This window comes from Pseudomonas sp. XP2 (assembly GCF_053557975.1).
Window position 1 is genome coordinate 1 of the sequence record NZ_JBNRIK010000030.1, and the last position, 18,685, is coordinate 18,685.

At 62.0% G+C, this 18,685-nt stretch carries 15 protein-coding genes; 8 read left to right on the forward strand and 7 right to left on the reverse strand.

What is annotated here, in order from left to right; translation table 11 throughout:
- Positions 1–93: 93 nt before the first annotated feature.
- On the reverse strand, positions 94–1,101 hold the full coding sequence (locus ACK1VC_RS24500; protein ID WP_016487540.1) for a GlxA family transcriptional regulator: 1,008 nt from the start codon (positions 1,099–1,101) through the stop codon (positions 94–96).
- A 181-nt stretch (positions 1,102–1,282) separates the two neighbouring features.
- Between ACK1VC_RS24500 and pssA the strand changes: the two genes are divergently transcribed.
- Positions 1,283–2,611, forward strand: coding sequence for a CDP-diacylglycerol--serine O-phosphatidyltransferase (gene pssA, locus ACK1VC_RS24505; protein ID WP_145914058.1), 1,329 nt, complete (start codon positions 1,283–1,285; stop codon positions 2,609–2,611).
- 275 nt (positions 2,612–2,886) lie between these two features.
- On the forward strand, positions 2,887–4,032 hold the full coding sequence (locus tag ACK1VC_RS24510) for a GGDEF domain-containing protein (protein WP_191086694.1): 1,146 nt from the start codon (positions 2,887–2,889) through the stop codon (positions 4,030–4,032).
- A 796-nt stretch (positions 4,033–4,828) separates the two neighbouring features.
- On the opposite strand, the gene ppnN is transcribed toward ACK1VC_RS24510, so the two are convergent.
- Positions 4,829–6,202 (reverse strand): nucleotide 5'-monophosphate nucleosidase PpnN, encoded by a 1,374-nt coding sequence (ppnN, locus tag ACK1VC_RS24515; protein ID WP_016487537.1) that lies wholly within the window; start codon positions 6,200–6,202, stop codon positions 4,829–4,831.
- A 148-nt stretch (positions 6,203–6,350) separates the two neighbouring features.
- Positions 6,351–7,412 (reverse strand): YeiH family protein, encoded by a 1,062-nt coding sequence (locus ACK1VC_RS24520; protein ID WP_016487536.1) that lies wholly within the window; start codon positions 7,410–7,412, stop codon positions 6,351–6,353.
- A gap of 111 nt (positions 7,413–7,523) precedes the next feature.
- Here ACK1VC_RS24520 and ACK1VC_RS24525 point away from each other — a divergent pair, with 111 nt between their 5' ends.
- Positions 7,524–8,411, forward strand: a complete 888-nt coding sequence (locus ACK1VC_RS24525) for a LysR substrate-binding domain-containing protein (protein ID WP_016487535.1) — start codon at positions 7,524–7,526, stop codon at positions 8,409–8,411.
- A 56-nt stretch (positions 8,412–8,467) separates the two neighbouring features.
- Here ACK1VC_RS24525 and ACK1VC_RS24530 read toward each other — a convergent pair whose 3' ends face one another.
- Entirely contained in the window at positions 8,468–9,088 is a 621-nt protein-coding gene (locus tag ACK1VC_RS24530; protein WP_191086693.1) for a response regulator, read from the reverse strand.
- A 278-nt stretch (positions 9,089–9,366) separates the two neighbouring features.
- Here ACK1VC_RS24530 and ACK1VC_RS24535 point away from each other — a divergent pair, with 278 nt between their 5' ends.
- On the forward strand, positions 9,367–10,917 hold the full coding sequence (locus ACK1VC_RS24535; RefSeq protein ID WP_060518325.1) for a PAS domain-containing protein: 1,551 nt from the start codon (positions 9,367–9,369) through the stop codon (positions 10,915–10,917).
- A gap of 30 nt (positions 10,918–10,947) precedes the next feature.
- Here the strand turns inward: ACK1VC_RS24535 and ACK1VC_RS24540 are convergent, their stop codons facing one another.
- Complete coding sequence (locus ACK1VC_RS24540) at positions 10,948–11,541, reverse strand: helix-turn-helix domain-containing protein (protein WP_016487532.1); 594 nt, start codon at positions 11,539–11,541, stop codon at positions 10,948–10,950.
- 344 nt (positions 11,542–11,885) lie between these two features.
- Here ACK1VC_RS24540 and glnT point away from each other — a divergent pair, with 344 nt between their 5' ends.
- From glnT to ACK1VC_RS24560, 4 genes are all read left to right on the forward strand, one after another.
- On the forward strand, positions 11,886–13,220 hold the full coding sequence (glnT, locus tag ACK1VC_RS24545; RefSeq protein ID WP_191086692.1) for a type III glutamate--ammonia ligase: 1,335 nt from the start codon (positions 11,886–11,888) through the stop codon (positions 13,218–13,220).
- A 65-nt stretch (positions 13,221–13,285) separates the two neighbouring features.
- Complete coding sequence (locus tag ACK1VC_RS24550; protein ID WP_145914060.1) at positions 13,286–14,191, forward strand: class II glutamine amidotransferase; 906 nt, start codon at positions 13,286–13,288, stop codon at positions 14,189–14,191.
- 27 nt (positions 14,192–14,218) lie between these two features.
- A complete protein-coding gene (locus tag ACK1VC_RS24555; protein ID WP_023047053.1) occupies positions 14,219–14,893 on the forward strand; it encodes a GltB/FmdC/FwdC-like GXGXG domain-containing protein in 675 nt (224 codons plus the stop codon).
- Positions 14,894–14,908: 15 nt separating this feature from the next.
- A complete protein-coding gene (locus ACK1VC_RS24560; protein WP_145914061.1) occupies positions 14,909–16,234 on the forward strand; it encodes an FMN-binding glutamate synthase family protein in 1,326 nt (441 codons plus the stop codon).
- Positions 16,235–16,422: 188 nt separating this feature from the next.
- On the opposite strand, the gene ACK1VC_RS24565 is transcribed toward ACK1VC_RS24560, so the two are convergent.
- A complete protein-coding gene (locus tag ACK1VC_RS24565) occupies positions 16,423–17,835 on the reverse strand; it encodes a purine-cytosine permease family protein (protein ID WP_016487527.1) in 1,413 nt (470 codons plus the stop codon).
- 351 nt (positions 17,836–18,186) lie between these two features.
- Complete coding sequence (locus ACK1VC_RS24570) at positions 18,187–18,639, reverse strand: Lrp/AsnC family transcriptional regulator (RefSeq protein WP_016487526.1); 453 nt, start codon at positions 18,637–18,639, stop codon at positions 18,187–18,189.
- Between the last annotated feature and the right edge of the window lie 46 nt (positions 18,640–18,685).

Sequence of the window (18,685 nt, forward strand, 5' to 3'; positions counted from 1 at the left end):
CCCACAGGGACCCCACAGATTCGAATACTGTGGGGTCCCTGTGGGAGCGGGCGTGCCCGCGAAGAGGCCGGTAAAACCAGTACAAACCTTGAATTAATGCAGCGAAGCCTGCCGCCGCTCCCCCAGCGGCGACAAGCCAAAGAACCGGCTGTAGCTCTTGGAAAAGTGCGCCGGCGAGCTGAACCCGCAGGCCAGCGCCACCTCGCGCACCTGCACGTCACTGCGCAGCAGCAACTCCCGCGCCCGCGACAGCCGCAGCTCCAGGTAGTACTGGCTGGGCGTGCGCTGCAGGTATTTATGGAACAGCCGCTCCAGTTGGCGCACGGTGACCTCGTTGAGGCTGGCAAGCTCCTCGAGCCCCAATGGTTCCTCCAGGTTGGCCTCCATGATCGCCACCACCTGGCTCAGCTTGGGTTGGGCGCTGCCAAGCAGGGTGCGCAGCGGTACCCGCTGGCGATCACGCTCGCCCCGCACCCGGTCGCACAGCAATAACTCGGCCGCCTTGGCCGCAATGTCCTGACCCCCGGGCTCGCGCGCCACCAGTTGCAGCATCATGTCCATGGCTGCCACACCGCCCGAGCAGGTATAGCGGTCGCGGTCCAGTTCGAACAGCTGGCTGGAAATGACAATGCCGGGGAAGTGCGCCTGCAGTGTCGGCAGGTCTTCCCAATGGATGGTGCAGCGGTAGCCTTTGAGCAGTTCGGCCTTGGCCAACAGGTAGCTCCCGGTGCAGATACCACCCAATGGCAGGTGCTGGCGGGCCAGCTTGCGCAACCAGTCGATCAGCGGGCGGCTGCTACGGCCCCGGTCGATCGGGTTGGCCCCGACCACCAGCAGCGCATCCAGCTGGGGGGCGTTGGCGATGCCGTAGTCAGGCAGTACCCGCATGCCGTTGCTGGCGACCACTGGCGCCTCGTCTGCGGCAATCAGCACGCTGCGAAACAGTGGTTTGCGTGCGGCCAGGTTGGCCATGCGCAGGGTTTCCACCGCCGACGCCAGGCCGATGGTGGTGAAGTTGGGCAAAATCAGAAAGCCGAACGTCTTTACCGAACAACTCTTTACAATAGAGGGCGATAGGTTTGCAGAAGCGGGGTAGACCATTGCGCTGTTCCTGTGCAAGCTGAGGCATAGTTCGTCAGGGGCAGTGAGAAAATGCAGCCTCGCGTGGTTCTTGTTGTTATAGGTCGTTGCCGGCTCGATCTTACACCCCGGGCGCAGCGGCCAGGAATGGCCCCGCCGGCTGGCAGGGCCGACAGTGATTGCACAGAGAAGGTGATCGTTCGTGAACCCCGAAACCATGCTGGCGGCATTGCCAGGCTACGCCATGTCGCCCGAGTCGATCCAGGTGCTGCCGGATGCCAAGGCATACCGCGCCTGCTTGCTCGAACGCATCCACGCCGCGACCCGGCGCATCGTCATCGTCGCCCTGTACCTGCAGGAAGACGAGGCGGGCCAGGAAGTGCTGGATGCGTTGTACCAGGCCAAGGCCGAGCGACCAGGCCTGGAAATCACCATTGTGGTCGACTGGTTTCGTGCCCGCCGTGGTCTGCTGGGGGGCGGGCGCCAGCCGGGTAACGCCGCCTGGTATCAGGCCCAACGCCAGTTGCGTGGGCTGGATATCGTGATTCATGGGGTGCCGGTGCAGACCCGCGAGCTGTTCGGCGTGTTGCACCTGAAGGGCAGCATCATCGACGACTGCGTGATCTACACCGGCGCCAGCCTGAACAACGTGTACCTGCACCGCTTCGACCGTTATCGCCTGGACCGCTACCACCTGTTCCAGTCCCCGGGGCTGGCCGATGCCATGGTCGACCTGGTGCGGCGCCTGCTGCACCACACCGCCACACCGCGCCTCGACTTGCCTGCGCCACCTGCCACCCGTAGCCTGCGCGGCGACATCCGGCGCTTGCGTGCGCGGTTGCGGCGCATGGCCTACGAGGCACCGGCCAGCATGGCAGGGGAAGGGCTGCGGGTTATTCCGCTGTTGGGCGTGGGCCGTGGCAACCCGCTGAACCGGGCGCTGTGCGCCTTGTTGGCGGCGGCGCGCACGCAACTCATCATCAGTACGCCGTATTTCAACCCCCCGCGGGTGGTGATGCGCGAGCTTGACCATGCGCTGGAGCGTGGTGTGCAGGTTGAGCTGATTGTCGGCGATCGCACGGCCAATGACTTCTATATCGCCCCTGGCGAGCCGTTCAGCGCCAGTGGCGCCTTGCCTTATCTGTATGAAGACAACCTGCGTGCCTTCGCCCGGCGCCGCCATGCCGCCATTGCCAGCGGCCAGTTACAGGTACGCATCTGGAACGATCCTGGGCATACCTTTCATGCCAAGGGCGTGTGGGTCGACCAGCGCTATTCGTTGCTGACCGGCAACAACCTGAACCCGCGCGGGTTCAACCTGGACCTGGAGAACGGCCTGCTGATCGATGACCCGCACGGGCAATGGCTGACGCCGAGGGAAGCGGAGTTGAACGCGCTACGCCGGCATGCGCCGAAGATTGGTTCGGCAGAGGCGCTGGGCGTGAAGGCCGAGCATCCCAAGGAGGTCCGCAAATTTCTGCGGCGCTTGCGTTTCAGCCGGTTGGAACCGTTGATCAAGCGCGTGCTCTGAGGCACTGCGCCAGGCACTGCCGTGCTTTTTGGGGGGCAACGGGTGAGTTTGCTTTCAGGCATCAAGGGGGCGAGGGCACCGCGATTTCGGTGGTGCACGCGGCGCCTTGATGTCAATATGATGTTACCTGCGTGAGCCCTCCGATGGGGGCTGGGCTATCATTTGCAGCCAACCGTACAAGGCCCCTCTGAAAAATCATCACGAGCGCATACAATCGGGCCCTTTCTTCGTTAACCAGATAGGCCAAAGCGTATATGGCGCTAGATCCACCCACGATGCTGACCATCTCGGTCGCCCTGGCAGCGGCGGCTGCCCTGTACCTGGCGATTGAGTGGCGCAGTGTCCGCGAAACCTCCTTGCTGTTCTGGAGCGCCGGCTTTGCCACGATTACTGTCGGTTGTGTTTTGGCCTTGTTGCGCGGGTCTGGGTTGTTGTTCATCGGCATCTGGTTCGCCAACGGTTTGCTGGTGGTGGCGCACGGGTTCTTCCTGACGGGCGTATTGCGTTTTACCCAGGACCGCTTGTCGCGGGGCTGGCTAATGATTGTGGTGGTCTGGTTCGCCTTGCTGTTGCTGCCTGTAGGGCCGCAGTGGTCGAAGGTGATGCTGATGGTCAACTCGTTGCTGGTGGCGTCGCTGACGCTCAAGGCCAGCTCCCTGCTGCGGCCCCATGGCAAGTCGCTGAGTGTGGGGGCAGTACAACTGCGCTATGTGTTGCTGATCCATGGGCTGTTCTATGCGGCCAAGGCGGGCATTGCCATCACGCCGGGGACGTTGATTGACCTGGCCACCTTTGGTGGCCTGATCATCCAGATCTCCTTGGTCGAGGGGGCGATGGCGATCATGCTGATTGCCTTGTCGATGACCGGCACCGTGCGCTATCGGCGCGAGGAGCGGATTGCCCGGCTGTCAGCCCGCGACCCGTTGACCGCGTTGTATAACCGGCGTGCGCTGGAGGTGCGGGCCGGGCATTTCTTCAAGGACGTGAGCCCGGCGCAGCCTGGGGCGTTGCTGCTGATCGACATCGACAACTTCAAGCTGGTCAACGACCTGCACGGGCATATTGCCGGGGACCGCTTGCTGGTTGCCTTGAGCGAGATGATTCGCACGGTGCTGCCGGAGCGGGCACTGGCCGCGCGGTTGGGCGGCGATGAGTTCGTCATCTTGTTGAATGGGGCGAGTAGCGAGCAGGTAATGGAGCTGGGCGGGCTGTTGCGCGAGCAATTCCAGCAGTATGCCGGCAAGACCGTGCCCACGCCGCACGCGGTTACCTTGAGTATTGGCGTGAACCTGTTCGACCAGCCGCCGGCGAGCCTGGCGGCATTGATCGAGCAAGGGGATGTGGCCTTGTACCAGTCCAAGCGCAGTGGGCGCGACAGTATTCGGTTTGTGGAGCGTCCGATGGCTGACATTAATCACTAGGCTGCTTTTTGCTTTTTGCTTTTTGCTTTTTGCTTTTGCTTCTAAGCGCGCGACAGTTCAGGCAACGCAGATTGCGACTTCAGGAGGCCGAGCGCAGGGCTTGCGGAGGGAGGTGACGGGCATGGATGCCCGTCAAGCGCTGGGCCCCAGGATGGGGCCTGCAGCGCGGTCCTCCCGGGAGCAAGCCCGGAGCGAGGGGACCCCGGAGCGCAGCGTAGGGGCCGGATGATGGGAGCGCAGCGTTTTTTGGTTACTTTTTGTCGCGTTTGACAAAAAGTGACCCGCCGTAAGGGCGGAAAGGTGATTTGGCGCCACCTTTGAAAATGAATGTTGACTCATTGTTGATGCCCACACCTGAATGCGAACAGCGAACAGCGAACAGCGAACAGCGAACAGCGAACAGCGAACAGCGAACAGCGAACAGCGAACAGCGAACAGCGAACAGCGAAACAGTGCTGGTTTTTAGCTCGCGCATAGGCCATTTGCGATGGCGACACTAACTCACCTTTTCGCCCTTACGGCGAGTCACTTTTTGTCAGACGCGACAAAAAGTAACCAAAAAACGCTGCGCTCCGATCATCCGGCCCCTGCGCTGCGCTCCGGGGTCCCCTCACTCCGGCCTCGCTCCCGGGAGGACCGCGCTGCAGGCCCCATCCTGGGGCCCAGCGCTTGACGGGCATCCATGCCCGTCACCTCCCTTCGCAAGGCCTGCGTTCGGCCTCCTGAAGTCGCGAAGATCAAGATCAAGATCAAGATCAAGATCAAGATCAAGATCAAGATCAGAAGTATCAGGCCGTCAGGTCACCACTTGATAGCAAGGTACATACGCCGCGCCGCCGGGCAACTTCATGCGATGCTGGTCAACGAAGGCTTGCAACAGCCGGCCCAGCGGGTCCAGCACGGCGCTGTCGCCGCGGATCTGGTACGGCCCATGCTCTTCGATCAGGCGGATGCCCTTGTCCTTCACGTTACCCGCTACCACGCCAGAAAACGCCCGGCGCAGGTTGGCAGCCAGCTCATGGGGTGGCAGCTCGCGGCGCAGGTCCAGTTCGGCCATTGCCTGGTGGGTCGGGTCGAACGGGCGCTGGAAACTCTCCTCGATCTTCAGCAGCCAGTTGAAGTGGAAGGCATCATTGCGCTCGCGGCGGAACTGTTTGACCACCTTGAGCCCTTCGACCATGTGCCGGGCAACTTCTGCCGGGTCATCAATGATGATTTCGTACAACCGGTGCGCCGCCTCGCCCAGCGTGGCGCCCACGAAGGCATGCAACTGTTGCAGGTAAGGCTCGGCGCTGCGCGGGCCGGTGAGCACCACCGGGAACGGCACGTCCTGGTTATCGGGGTGCATGAGGATGCCCAGCAGGTACAGGAACTCCTCGGCTGTGCCGGCGCCGCCGGGGAAGATGATGATGCCGTGACCGACACGCACGAAGGCTTCCAGGCGCTTCTCGATGTCCGGCAGAATCACCAGCTCGTTGACGATCGGGTTGGGCGCCTCGGCGGCGATGATGCCCGGCTCGGTCAGGCCAAGGTAGCGGCTGCCATGCATGCGTTGCTTGGCGTGGGCAATGGTGGCGCCCTTCATCGGGCCCTTCATCACGCCCGGGCCGCAACCGGTGCACACGTCCAGCTTGCGCAGGCCCAGTTCGTGGCCGACCTTCTTGGTGTACTGGTACTCCTCGCTGCTGATCGAGTGACCACCCCAGCACACCACCATCTTCGGCTCCACACCCGGGCGCAGGGTGCGCGCGTTGCGCAGCAAATGGAAAACGTAATCAGTGATGCCCTGGGAGCTTTCCAGGTCGATACGCTGGCTGGCCAGCTCGCTTTCGGTGTAAACGATGTCGCGCAGGGCGCTGAACAGCATTTCACGGGTGCTGGCGATCATTTCGCCATCGACGAAGGCATCGGCCGGGGCATTCAGCAGCTCCAGGCGCACACCACGGTCTTGTTGATGGATTTTGACCTCGAAGTCTTTGTAGGCCTCGAGGATCGTCTTGGCATTGTCGACATGGGCGCCAGTGTTGAGGATGGCCAGGGCGCACTGGCGGAAAAGGGTGTAAAGGCTACCAGTACCGACTTCACTCAGTTGCTGAACTTCACGTTGTGACAGCGTTTCCAGGCTGCCTTTGGGGCTGACGGATGCATTGATGACATTGCGTTGAGGCATCTAAGTCTTTCCTGTGCGGGTAAAACATCCTTCTTTGACAACACCATACCGAGAAATGTGGGCGGCAACGAGGGGGCTGGTGAAAAACCTTGAGACCGGGTTGGCTTCTTCGCGGGCAACCCCGCGATGAAGCCAACCCGGTCCCGATTCAGCCCAACAGCTTTTGCACGCCAAGGGTAATCGCCAATCCACCCCCTACCAGCCACAGGTTCAGAATCGCCCCGGTAGCCAGCGCCTTTGGCCCCGCCTGGCGAATCTGGCTGAAGCGAGTTTCCATACCCAGCGCAGTCATGGCCATGGTCAGGGCAAAAGTGTCGAGGCTATTGACCGCTTGCGTCACGCTACCCGGCAGTACCTGCAGAGAATTCACCAATACCAGGGCGAGGAAGCCAAAGGCGAACCAGGGCATCGTAATGCGCCCATTGCCTTGCGCCTGATCAGCCTTGCGCGAGCGGCTGATCCACAGGCCGACTACCAGCAGTACCGGCACCAGCAGCATCACCCGGGTCATCTTGACGATGGTGGCGATATGGGTGGCTTCAGGGCTGACATTACTGGCTGCGCCCACCACCTGGGCGACTTCGTGGATAGTGCCGCCCAGAAACAGCCCCGCTCCCAGGGTGTCCAGGTGCAGCCAGCCGGCGTTGATGGCCAGCGGGTACAGGAACATCGACAAGGTGCCGAACAGCACCACGCTGCCGACGGCCATGGCGCTCTTGTGCGGGGCACTGCGCAGTGCCGACTCGAAGGCCAGCACGGCGGCGGCACCGCAGATGGCGCTGCCAGCGGCGGTCAGCAGGGCGGTATCGCGGTCCAGCTTGAACAGTTTCATGCCGCACCACAGGCCGATCAACAGGGTGCTGGACACCACCAGCAGCGACACGATAAGGCCCGACCAGCCGACTTCGGCAATTTCCTGCAGGCTGACCCGCAGGCCAAAGAAGGCCACGGCGATGCGCAGCAGGCCGCGGGCCGAAAAGTTGATGCCGGCTGCCCAGCTGGCCGGTACACCATCGCGCAAGGCATTGCCGTAGAGGGCGCCGGCGACGATGCCGACAATCAGCGGGCTGATGCCCAGATTGGCGATGGCGGGCAGTGCGGCCAGCTGAGTGACCGCAAGCGCGAACAGCGCGACGAACAGGATGCCATTGAGCCGCCCTCGGGTAGAGAGGGTAGGCGTAAAAGCGGGGTTGGACGGAACCGTGGCCATGTGTGTCCTCCGGAAAGGTGTTTCGACAAGGCCTACGTTAATCGGGTTATAAGCTTATAAAAAATCGTAATTTAAAATGGCAAATATCCGTTTAGCTGATATTTTTAAATCATGACCCCAGAACAACTGATAACGTTTGCCACCGTTGCCGAGCACGGCAACATCAGCCATGCGGCCCAGGCGCTTCATTTGTCGCAACCGGCGGTGTCCGGCCAGCTCAAGCTGTTGCAGGAGGCTTTTGGCGAGCCGCTGTATCAGCGCGCCGGGCGGGGGGTGCGGTTGACGGCAGCCGGCGAACAGCTGTTGGCCCATGCCGAGCGCCTGCGCGAAACCTTCCGCCAGGCCCAGGCACTGCGCGACGCGATGCGTGGCCTGGAGCGCGGTACCTTGCGCATCGGTGCCAGTACCACGCCTGCCAGTTACCTGCTGCCGTACCTGATCGCCGATTTCCATGCCAGTCACCCGGACGTGCTGGTGACTACATCACACGGCAACACGGCGGAGATCGTCGCTGCGCTGGGCAGTGTCGACATCGCCCTGATCGAAGGGCCGCCTGGGCAGGAGCTGCCGTTGGGCACGCAAGTGACAGCCTGGCGTGAGGACGAGATCGTTGCCATCGTGCCCAGCGGTCATCCGCTGGCTGGCAGTGGTCCGCAGACCTTGGGGGCGCTGGGCACTTACCCGTTGGTGTTGCGCGAGAGCGGCTCGGGTGTGCGGCAGGTCGTCGAGCGCGCGTTTGCCCGTGAGGGTGTGGCGATGCGCGTAGCGCTGGAGATTGCCGGGGTGGAAGGGGTGAAGGAGGCGGTGCGTGCAGGGATGGGGGTTGGCTTTGTGTCGGCAATGTCGATCCGCCATGAGGATGGGGCCCTGCACCGACTGCAAGTTGCCCCTGAGCCGTTGGTCAGGCGGTTTTCCATATTGATGCCACATGCGGCAACGCCCTCAAGGGCGGCAGCGCGGTTTCTCGAGTTGTGTGTCGGCTTGCAGGCGGTGGGGTAACGGCCCCGGCCTGTTTGCGGGTGAACCCGCTCCCACAGGTCGAGAGTGCTGGCAGATCATCCCTCACATTGATGGGTCCAGCTGAGGTAGGCTGCCTTGAGTGATTGCGGAAGGTTGGGCAGGTTGCGTCCTAAATCCGGCACGGCGCCTGGCTGCCGCGCCCACTCCGTTAGCCATGCGATCACCAAAGGCCTGGTTACGGGGCAGGGCGATATTTGGCGTTCAAGCTCGTCTGCGACCTGGCCGAGTATCGCCATGTCCTCATCCAGTTGGGCAATTTTGTCCACCCTGTAGTCACCCCTCATCAAGTCGTTTGCTTTGAAAGATAGCGTTTGCTCGATAGCAGTCAGCAACTGGCCAACCGTCCAAGGTTTTGAGAGGAACGTAGCAGACCCGGGTAAGCGAGAGCCGGCATCACGTTGGCCGGCCGACATCACGATCACGGCGGTGCCCGGCCACCGGTCAATGACCAGGTGCGCGAGGTCCACTCCATCGAGCTGGCCTGGCATCTGGATATCGGTCAACACGAGATCCAGGCGGGCCGTGGTTTCTAGCACCGTTATCGCCTCATCGACGCAGCCGCAGCTGCGCACGTCGAGGTCGAGCGATTCCAGCGCTTCGCAGGCGAGCATTCGAATCAACGCGTCATCCTCTACTACCAATACACTGCGAGCCATAACAAAACCCCGATCATGTAGCCATTCGGCGGGCGGCTATGACCAGTGGTTTCATGCAACTGACGGGTGGCGCTTGGGTTGTTGGCAAACCGAGCGATCTATACTTTCCCATTACCGCCGGGCTTAGATGGTTTTCGTCATTGCCATCGATGCTGGATCGTTGGTAAATGAAGCCACGAAAAGTTTTCGATCCCTGCCTGGCACGTCCGCAGGGGCCATGGTGTCGAACGGCGCGCCCGAAAGTAATCTTCCCAATTGCCAGCTGTGGATGAGAACCCATGCATCAACTGCCTCCCGATGAAATGATCAGGCTTGCACTGCAGAAGTCACAGGCCCGTTTACACAAGCAGCATCAGTTGGTGGTGGAGTATGGCGTGTCGTCGCTCAGGTCGACGAGTCTCGATACTTTGCTCACGCAGGCTTGTACCGTTGTGGCCAAAGGCATGCACACGCGTTTTGCCAAGGTGTTGATGCCATTGCCTGGCAGCGATGATTTTTTGCTGACCCACGGTGTCGGTTGGGATCCCTCTGATATCGGCCACGCCAAGGTCGGTGGCGATGTGGCCAGTCCGGCGGGTTATGCCCTCTCTACGTACCGCCCGGTGCTCTCCAACCATCTGGGCCAGGAGCAGCGCTTCCGCACGCCGGATCTGTTGAAAAAGTATGGCATCGAACGCGCCATCAACGTGCCCATCCGGGGGGCGCTACAGCCGTTTGGTGTGCTGGAGGCGGACAGCACCGAGGGTGACGATTTCATCGAAAGCGACCTGGTGTTCCTCGAAGGTATCTCCAACGTCATCTCCATGGCCGTGGAACGCCTGGCAAATGGGGCAGATGAGCAGCTACCGGATCGCTATTCGGAAAGCATGCTCAATGCCAGCCCCGATTGCGTAAAGATCCTCACCACGCATGGCGATATCGAATTCATGAATGATGCCGGAATGTACCTCATGCACATAAGCGAGCTGGCAGAGGTGCGCGGCAAACCCTGGACCCAGCTGTGGCCTGACGACTCCAAACCCGTCGTGCGTGATGCCATGGCGCGGTCCGTGGCCGGTGAATCGGCGAGGTTTGAGGCCTATTGCCCCACGGCCGGCGATGAGCCGAGATGGTGGGATGTAACCATTGCGCCCATTCTGAGTGCCGAGGGCAAGGTGGACAGGCTGATCGCAGTGTCGCGGGACATCACCGAGCGGCACCAGCACGAGGCTCAGTTGCTGTCCCTGATTGCTGTGCAAAACACCAAGCTGAGCGACAGCGATCTCTATCTTGAAGAGATTCACCATCGGGTAAAGAACAGCCTGCACCTGGTGAACACTTTGCTCCAGCTTCAGGCCAACCTGTCGGCGGATGAGGCGGTCAAGGTCCAGCTGCAGACGGCAGCGAGCCGCGTGCTGACGATTGCCAGTGTGCATGAGCGCCTCTATCAGACTGCAGAAACCCAGGGCGTCCTGGCATCGGAGTATCTTGGCGCCTTGTTGAGTGACCTGGGGTCGGCGCTGGCTGAACGTAAGATCGTGCTCAACGCCGATGCTTTCATTCTCCCCCCACAGCGGATGGCGCCGTTGGGCCTGGTCATTTCCGAGCTGATCACCAATGCCCTCAAGTATGGCAAGGGCACGATTGGGGTGAGCGTCCAGAACGCAGGCGACCATGCTGTGATTACAGTAAGGGACGAGGGGGAGGGCTTTCCGGAGTCTTATCCCGAACCAAGCGGAACAGGCTTGGGTATGCGGCTGGTGAAAAGCTATTCAGGGTATGGAGCTGATGCAATCACGCTGGATCGGCTAGCCGAAAACAGTACGATTTGCGTGAAGTTCAAGCTGTAGTGCCCACTGCAATTCGCCCTGTGCCGCGCGTCACTCGTCGCCGTAGTTCATGATCGAGAGCAGGCGTATGGGCACCTGCACCAGTTTCTCCGGGCCGTGCGGGGTTTCGCCGTCGAATGTGAGGCTGTCGCCGGCGTGCATGTGATAGAGCTGGTTGCCATGGCGGTACACCAGCTCGCCCTCCAGCAAGTGGAGGAACTCGGTGCCGGGGTGGGCGAAGGTGGGGAACTCTTCGCTGGCGTCATCCATGCTCACCCTATAGGCCTCGAAGTTTTTCTTCGGCCCCCTGGCGTGATTGAGCAAGTGGTAGGTGTGGCCCTTCTCGGTGCCGCGGCGCACTACTTCCAGACCTTCGCCAGCCTTTACCAGCAGAGCATTGCCGTCGGGCTGGTCATATTGGCTGAACAGCTTGGCCATCGGCATGCCCAGTACGTCGCACAGGCGGCTGAGGGTGTCGAGGCTGGTGGACACCTGGGCGTTTTCGATCTTGCTCAGCATGCCCTGGCTAATGCCGGCAATGCGCGCCACATCGGCGAGCTTGAGGGACTGGGCCTGGCGCTGGCGCTTGATCTGCAGGCCCAGGTACTGCTCCAGACGAAGGCGCGGTTCGGTTTCGGTCGACATCGAAAGTCCTGCACGGTTTCAGTTCAAGAATAAAGTTTTCGCACTGGGAAAGTGCGAAATGCAGCTGCGCTGGCGGCTTCTTTCCTCAGGTGAAATCAAGTTTCCCACAAATAGAACAGAAAATCCTGCCTGGGTTTTGTCTTGCCTGTGCCGGCCTCTTCGCGGGCAAGTCCACTCCCAAGCGGCTTTGCGGCGAATCCTGTGGGAGCGGGCTTGCCCGCGAAGAGGCCCGAACAGACACCCAAGGGCGCACCTTGAACAAACTTGGCAAGCGCATTGCATTCCTGTGAGGAAAGTAAGTTTCCTTTGCGGAATCGTCGCCCTTGCCCAGGAGTGTTCAACCCATGTTGCCAGCAGAAACCCAGCGCACCCTCGACCAGCACGGCATCAAGTACGTGTTGGCGCAGTTCGTCGATATCCATGGCTCGGCGAAGACCAAATCGGTGCCGGTATCGGGCCTGAAGATGGTAGCCGAGGAGGGCGCCGGCTTTGCCGGGTTCGCCATCTGCGGCATGGGCATGGAGCCGCACGGCCCGGACTTCATGGCCCGCGGCGATCTGTCCACACTGGTTCCGGTGCCGTGGCAGCCAGGCTATGGCCGGGTGGTGTGCGTGGGCCATGTCAACGGCCAGCCTTGGCCCTATGACAGCCGCTACGTATTGCAGCAGCAGGTGCAGCGCCTGGCCGAGAAGGGCTGGACCCTGAACACCGGCCTTGAGCCCGAGTTCAGCCTGTTCCGCCGCGACGAAGGCGGCAAGCTGCAACTGGTTGACGCCTCCGACAACCTCGACAAGCCCTGCTACGACTACAAGGGCCTGTCGCGCTCGCGGCTGTTCCTCGAACGCCTGACCGAGGCGCTGCAGCCGGTGGGCTTCGACATCTACCAGATTGACCACGAAGACGCCAATGGCCAGTTCGAGATCAACTACACCTACAGCGACGCCATGGAGTCAGCCGACCGCTTCACCTTCTTCCGCATGGCTGCCGGTGAGATCGCCAACGACCTGGGCATGATCTGCTCGTTCATGCCCAAGCCTGACCCCAAGCGCGCCGGCAACGGCATGCACTTTCACCTGTCGCTGGCCAGCAGCACCCACAAGAACCTGTTCCACGACCCGTCCGACAGCAGCGGCATGGGCCTGTCAAAGCTGGCCTATCACTTTGCTGCAGGGCTCATGGTCCACGGCGCGGCGTTGTGTGCCTTTGCGGCGCCGACGGTCAACTCCTACAAGCGTCTGGTGGTTGGCCGTTCATTGTCGGGCTCGACGTGGGCCCCGGCCTTCGTCGCCTGGGGGGCCAATAACCGTTCTGCAATGGTGCGCATTCCTTATGGTCGCCTGGAGTTCCGCCTGCCGGACGCCGGCTGCAACCCGTATCTGGTCACCGCCGCCATTATCGCCGCCGGCCTCGATGGCATCGACCGCCAGCTGGATCCGGGCGAGATGTGCAATGAAAACCTCTACAACCTGAGCCTTGAAGAAATTGCCGCGCGCGGCATCAAGACCTTGCCGCAATCGCTGAAGGAGGCCGTCGACGCGCTCGAAGCCGACCCGTTGTTCCGCGAGGTGCTGGGCGCCGGGATCGTCGACGAGTTTATCAAGCTCAAGCGCATGGAGTGGGTGGAGTACTGCCGCCACGTCTCCGACTGGGAAATCCAGCGTTACACCGAGTTCTTCTGACCGCCCCAATCCCCTGGGCGGCAGACACGAAAGCGCTCGCCCACTGCCTAGTAAGGAGCATCACCATGTGTGGAATCGTAGGTCTGTACCTGAAAAAGCCCGGGCTGGAAGGCCAGCTAGGCAAGCTGTTCGAACCCATGCTCCAAGCCATGACCGACCGTGGACCGGACAGCGCCGGCTTTGCCATCTACGGCGATGAAGTGGCCGAAGGCTGGGTCAAGCTGACCCTGCAAGCGACTGACACCAACTACCCCTGGACCACCCTGATGGGCCAGCTGGAAGGGCACCTGGGTTGCTCGCTGGACTGGTACCAGAACGCCAGCGCCGCTGTGCTCAAAGTGCACACAGATGAGGCCGCAGCCCGCGGCGCCTTGGCCGAGCTAGCGCCCGATGTGCGCATCATGAGCGCCGGGCAGAGCATCGAAATCCTCAAGGGCATGGGCCTGCCGGCGGAAATATCCAGTCGCTTCGGCCTGGCCGGCATGAAGGGCAGCCACATCATCGGCCACACCCGCATGGCCACCGAAAGCGCCGTGACCATGGAGGGCAGTCACCCGTTCTCCACCGGCGCCGACCTGTGCCTGGTGCACAACGGCTCGCTCTCCAACCACTTCCGCTTGCGCCAGGTACTCAAGCGCGAAGGCATCAGCTTCGAGACCGATAACGACACCGAAGTGGCCGCCGGCTACCTGACCTGGCGGCTACAGCAGGGCGACAGCCTGGCCCAGGCCCTGGATGGCGCGCTGGAAGACCTGGACGGCTTCTTCACGTTTGCCATCGGCACCCGCAACGGCTTTGCCGTGATCCGTGACCCGATTGCCTGCAAGCCGGCGGTGCTGGCCGAGACCGAAGACTACGTGGCCATGGCCTCGGAATACCAGGCACTGGCCGGCCTGCCCGGCATCGAGCACGCCAAGGTCTGGGAACCGGCGCCGGCCACCCTGTACGTCTGGGAGCGCGAAAGCGCCTGACCTGCCACCGAACCCCTGGAGAACCTTATGAAGACGATCGACCTATCCAGCACTTCGGTGCGTGTGCTCAACCAGTCACTGCACGGCGAGGTGCAGGACCTCGAATGGCAAGTGACCCATCCCGGCGGCAAACACAACCTGGCGGTGGGCATCAACGCCGCCGTGGCGGTGGATATCGAAGGCCATGCCGGCTACTACTGCGCCGGCATGAACCAGCAGGCCAGCGTGACCGTGCACGGCAACGTGGGTGTCGGCGTGGCCGAGAACATGATGTCCGGCCTGGTGAGGGTCAAGGGCAGTGCCTCGCAGGCCGCAGGCGCCACCGCCCATGGCGGGCTGCTGGTGATCGAAGGTGATGCCGGTGCCCGTTGCGGTATTTCCATGAAAGGCGTGGACATTGTGGTCGGCGGCAGCATTGGCCACATGAGCTGCTTCATGGGCCAGGCCGGACGCCTGGTGGTGTGTGGCGATGCCGGCGACGCGCTGGGCGACTCGCTGTATGAGGTGCGCATCTACGTCAAGGGCTCGGTGCAGTCACTGGGCTCGGACTGCATCGAGAAAGAAATGCGCGCCGAACACCTGCAAGAGCTGCAGGAACTGCTGAACAAGGCTGGCCTGGACCATAAGGCCGCCGATTTCAAACGCTACGGCTCGGCCCGCCAGCTGTACAACTTCAAAGTCGACAACGCCAGCGCGTACTGATCCAGGAGCATTCCCATGAGCGAGCAATTCCCCCCGGTACTGCGTGAGTCGGCCACCTTCGATCGCCTGACCATCCAGGAAATCCAGCGTGCCGCCGAAACCGGCATCTACGACATCCGCGGCGGTGGCACCAAGCGCCGTGTGCCGCACTTCGACGACCTGTTGCTGCTCGGCGCCAGCGTGTCGCGCTATCCCCTGGAAGGCTACCGCGAGAAGTGCGGCACCGACGTGGTGCTGGGCAACCGGTTTGCGAAAAAGCCGATCCACCTGAAAATCCCGGTGACCATCGCCGGCATGAGCTTCGGCGCGTTGTCGGCCAACGCCAAGGAAGCGCTGGGCCGTGGTGCGACCATCGCCGGCACCAGCACCACCACCGGTGACGGCGGCATGACCCCGGAAGAACGTGGCCAGTCGCAGCACCTGGTGTACCAGTACCTGCCTTCGCGCTACGGCATGAACCCCGACGACCTGCGCAAGGCCGACGCCATCGAGATCGTCCTCGGCCAGGGCGCCAAGCCGGGCGGTGGCGGCATGCTGCTGGGCATGAAGGTAACCGAGCGGGTAGCCGGCATGCGCACCTTGCCGATCGGCGTCGACCAGCGCAGTGCCTGCCGCCACCCGGACTGGACCGGCCCGGATGACCTGGCGATCAAGATTGCCGAGATCCGCGAGATCACCGACTGGGAAAAACCCATTTACGTGAAGATCGGTGCCAGCCGCCCTTACTACGACGTCAAGCTGGCGGTAAAGGCTGGTGCAGATGTGATCGTGCTAGACGGCATGCAGGGCGGTACCGCAGCCACTCAGGAAGTGTTCATCGAGCACGTTGGCATCCCGATTCTTCCGGCCATCCCGCAGGCGGTGCAGGCGCTTCAGGAAATGGGCATGCACCGCAAGGTGCAGCTGATCGTCTCTGGCGGTATCCGCAACGGTGCCGACGTAGCCAAGGCCATGGCCCTGGGGGCAGACGCAGTGGCCATCGGCACGGCGGCATTGATTGCACTGGGTGACAACCATCCGCGGCTGGACAGCGAGCTGAAGAAGATTGGCTCGGCTGCGGGCTTCTATGACGACTGGCAGAACGGTCGCGATCCGGCCGGCATCACCACCCAGGACCCAGAGCTGGCCGGGCGCCTGAACCCGGAAGAAGCGGGTCGCCGGCTGGCGAACTATCTGCGGGTGCTGGTGCTGGAGGCGCAGACCATGGCGCGGGCGTGTGGCAAGTCGCACCTGCACAACCTTGACCCGGAGGACCTGGTGGCGTTGACCGTGGAAGCGGCCGCGATGGCGCGGGTGCCCTTGGCGGGGACGGCCTGGGTGCCGGGGCAGGCGCAGTACTGATCCACCGTTTTTGGGGCTGCAAAGCAGCCCCAAGGCACCCCAATCGCCCATATCAGCGCCATCGCTGGGAGGCTATGTCGAGGGCGTATCGCCCATTGGGCAGGCACTGGTGCAGCTCAAGGGGGTGGCGTTCACCTTCGTGTACTGCTTCGTGGTGAGGCTGGGCGATAGGGCCGTTACAGGTTGAATCAGTGTCCCATGGCCAACTTGGCACTTGTCTGCCGACGACGGTAGGCACTGTCACGGCTGGCTAGCCACCAGTACAGCGGTGAGGTAATTGCCAGCCCTACCAGCCACGACAGGTCAGCCCCGTTGATGTGCTCGGAAATCGGCCCGACATACAGCGGCGTGTTCATGAAGGGGATCTGCACCACGATACCTACCGCATAGGCTATCAACGCCTGTGGGTTGTAACGCCCGTAGATACCGCCATCGACCTGGAAGATCGACTGGATGTCGTAGTCACCTTTGTGGATGGCATAAAAGTCGATCAGGTTGATCGCCGTCCACGGTACCAGCACCACCAGCAGCACCAGCACCATGTCGACGAAGTGGCCGATGAAGTCTGCCGAGGCGAACACCGCCACCACGCAGCAGGCCGACAGCACGATCAGCGACAGCACCGCACGGCTTTTGGCGGTGGGGATCCAGCGATAGGCGAAGGTTTGCACCAGGGTGATGATCGACAGTACAGCGCCATACAGGTTGAGGGCGTTGTGGCTGATGACGCTGAGCAGGAACAGCACCAGCATGATCGGGCCCAGGGTACCGGTGGCCAGCTTGACCGCATCCATGGTGTCCATCCCGGCCGGAATCGCCAGTACCGCCACGGCGCCGAAGATGAACGACAGGCTCGAACCCAGGGCTGAGCCCAGGTACGTTGTCCAGAACGTCGAGCTGACTTTCACATCTGCCGGCAGATAACGCGAGTAGTCCGACACATAGGGCGCAAAGGCGATCTGCCACAGCGCCGCCAGCGACACGGTGGCCAACCAGCCGGCCAGGTTGAAGCCGCCGCGGGTGAGGAAGTCGTCGCTTTGCACGTGGCTGAAGATGTAGCCGAAGCCGACCACGATACCGATGCCCAGTACCCAGGTGCCAATGCGGTTGAGCACGTGGATGAAGCGATAGCCGATGATGCCGATGATGCCTGAACCCAAGGCACCGATGACGATGCCCACCGGCACCGGTACGGCATCGACCACACCGTGCAGCGATTTGCCGGCGAGCACGATGTTGGAGGCGAAGAAGCCGATGTACATGACGCCGGCGATTACCACCACCAGCAGCGCGCCGAGCGTGCCGAACTGGGCGCGGCTCTGGATCATCTGCGGGATACCCATTTGCGGGCCCTGGGCCGAGTGCAGTGCCATCAGCACCCCCCCGACCAGGTGACCGACCAGGATGGCGACGATGCCCCATATCAGGTTCAGGTGGAACAGCTGCACGCCCAGCGCGCCGGTGACGATGGGCAGCGGGGCGATGTTGCCGCCGAACCACAGTGTGAACAGATCCCTTACCTTTCCATGGCGGTCTTGCGGGGGCACGTAGCCGATTGTGTGTTTCTCTATCAGGGGTGCCGAATTGGCTGCACTGGTCATGACTGACTCCAAGGCAAGGTAGGGCATCGGGAGCTGCCCGGGGGCGTGCCGGCGATGGGCAACGCGTTCTTGTTGGAGGGATGATGCGGGGCGCGGGGATAACGAGAAATTAGTAAATATGTACCCATAAACCTTAAAAAACCTAAGGCTGACAAAAGCTTAAGCGGGGGACGGTAGCAAGGACGGTGCCAGTTGGCGGCAGGGCTTGAAGTAGAGGGGTTGAGCCCTGTTTCGGCAGAACGCGGTGGGCTTTGATGGTGCGTCGTGCGCATTTGCAGGGCAGCTGAATGGTTGCCTGCATCGGCCCTTTCGCGGGGCTAGCCCGCGAAAGGGCCAGTACAGGCAATAGAGCTACATCGGCAACAACCGGTCCTGGATCACTTCCTTCATCACCAGGGTTGAGCTCAGGCGTTTCACATTGGGAATGCTGGTCAGGTGCTCGTCATACAGCTTCTGAAACGCCGGCAGGTCCTTGGCCACCACATGCAGCAGGTAATCCGGGTCGCCGAATAACCGCTGTGCTTCGACAATCTGCGGAATCTCCGAAAGTGCCGCTTCAAAATCCGCCACCGGCTGCCGGGTCACCTCGCGCAGGGTCACGAACACCAACGCGGCAAAATTCAGCCCCAGGGCGCTCGGCGCCAGGCGGGCGTGATAGCCCAGAATCGCCCCGGATTCTTCCAGTGCCTTCAAGCGCCGATGGCAGGGCGACAGGCTGAGCCCTACGCGGTCGGCCAGTTCGGTTACCGATAGCCGACCGTCTTTTTGCAGCTCGGCAAGCATTTTTCTATCAGTTCTGTCCATTGAGAAGGATCTTCCAGTCATTGAGCGATTGCAGGGAATATACGAA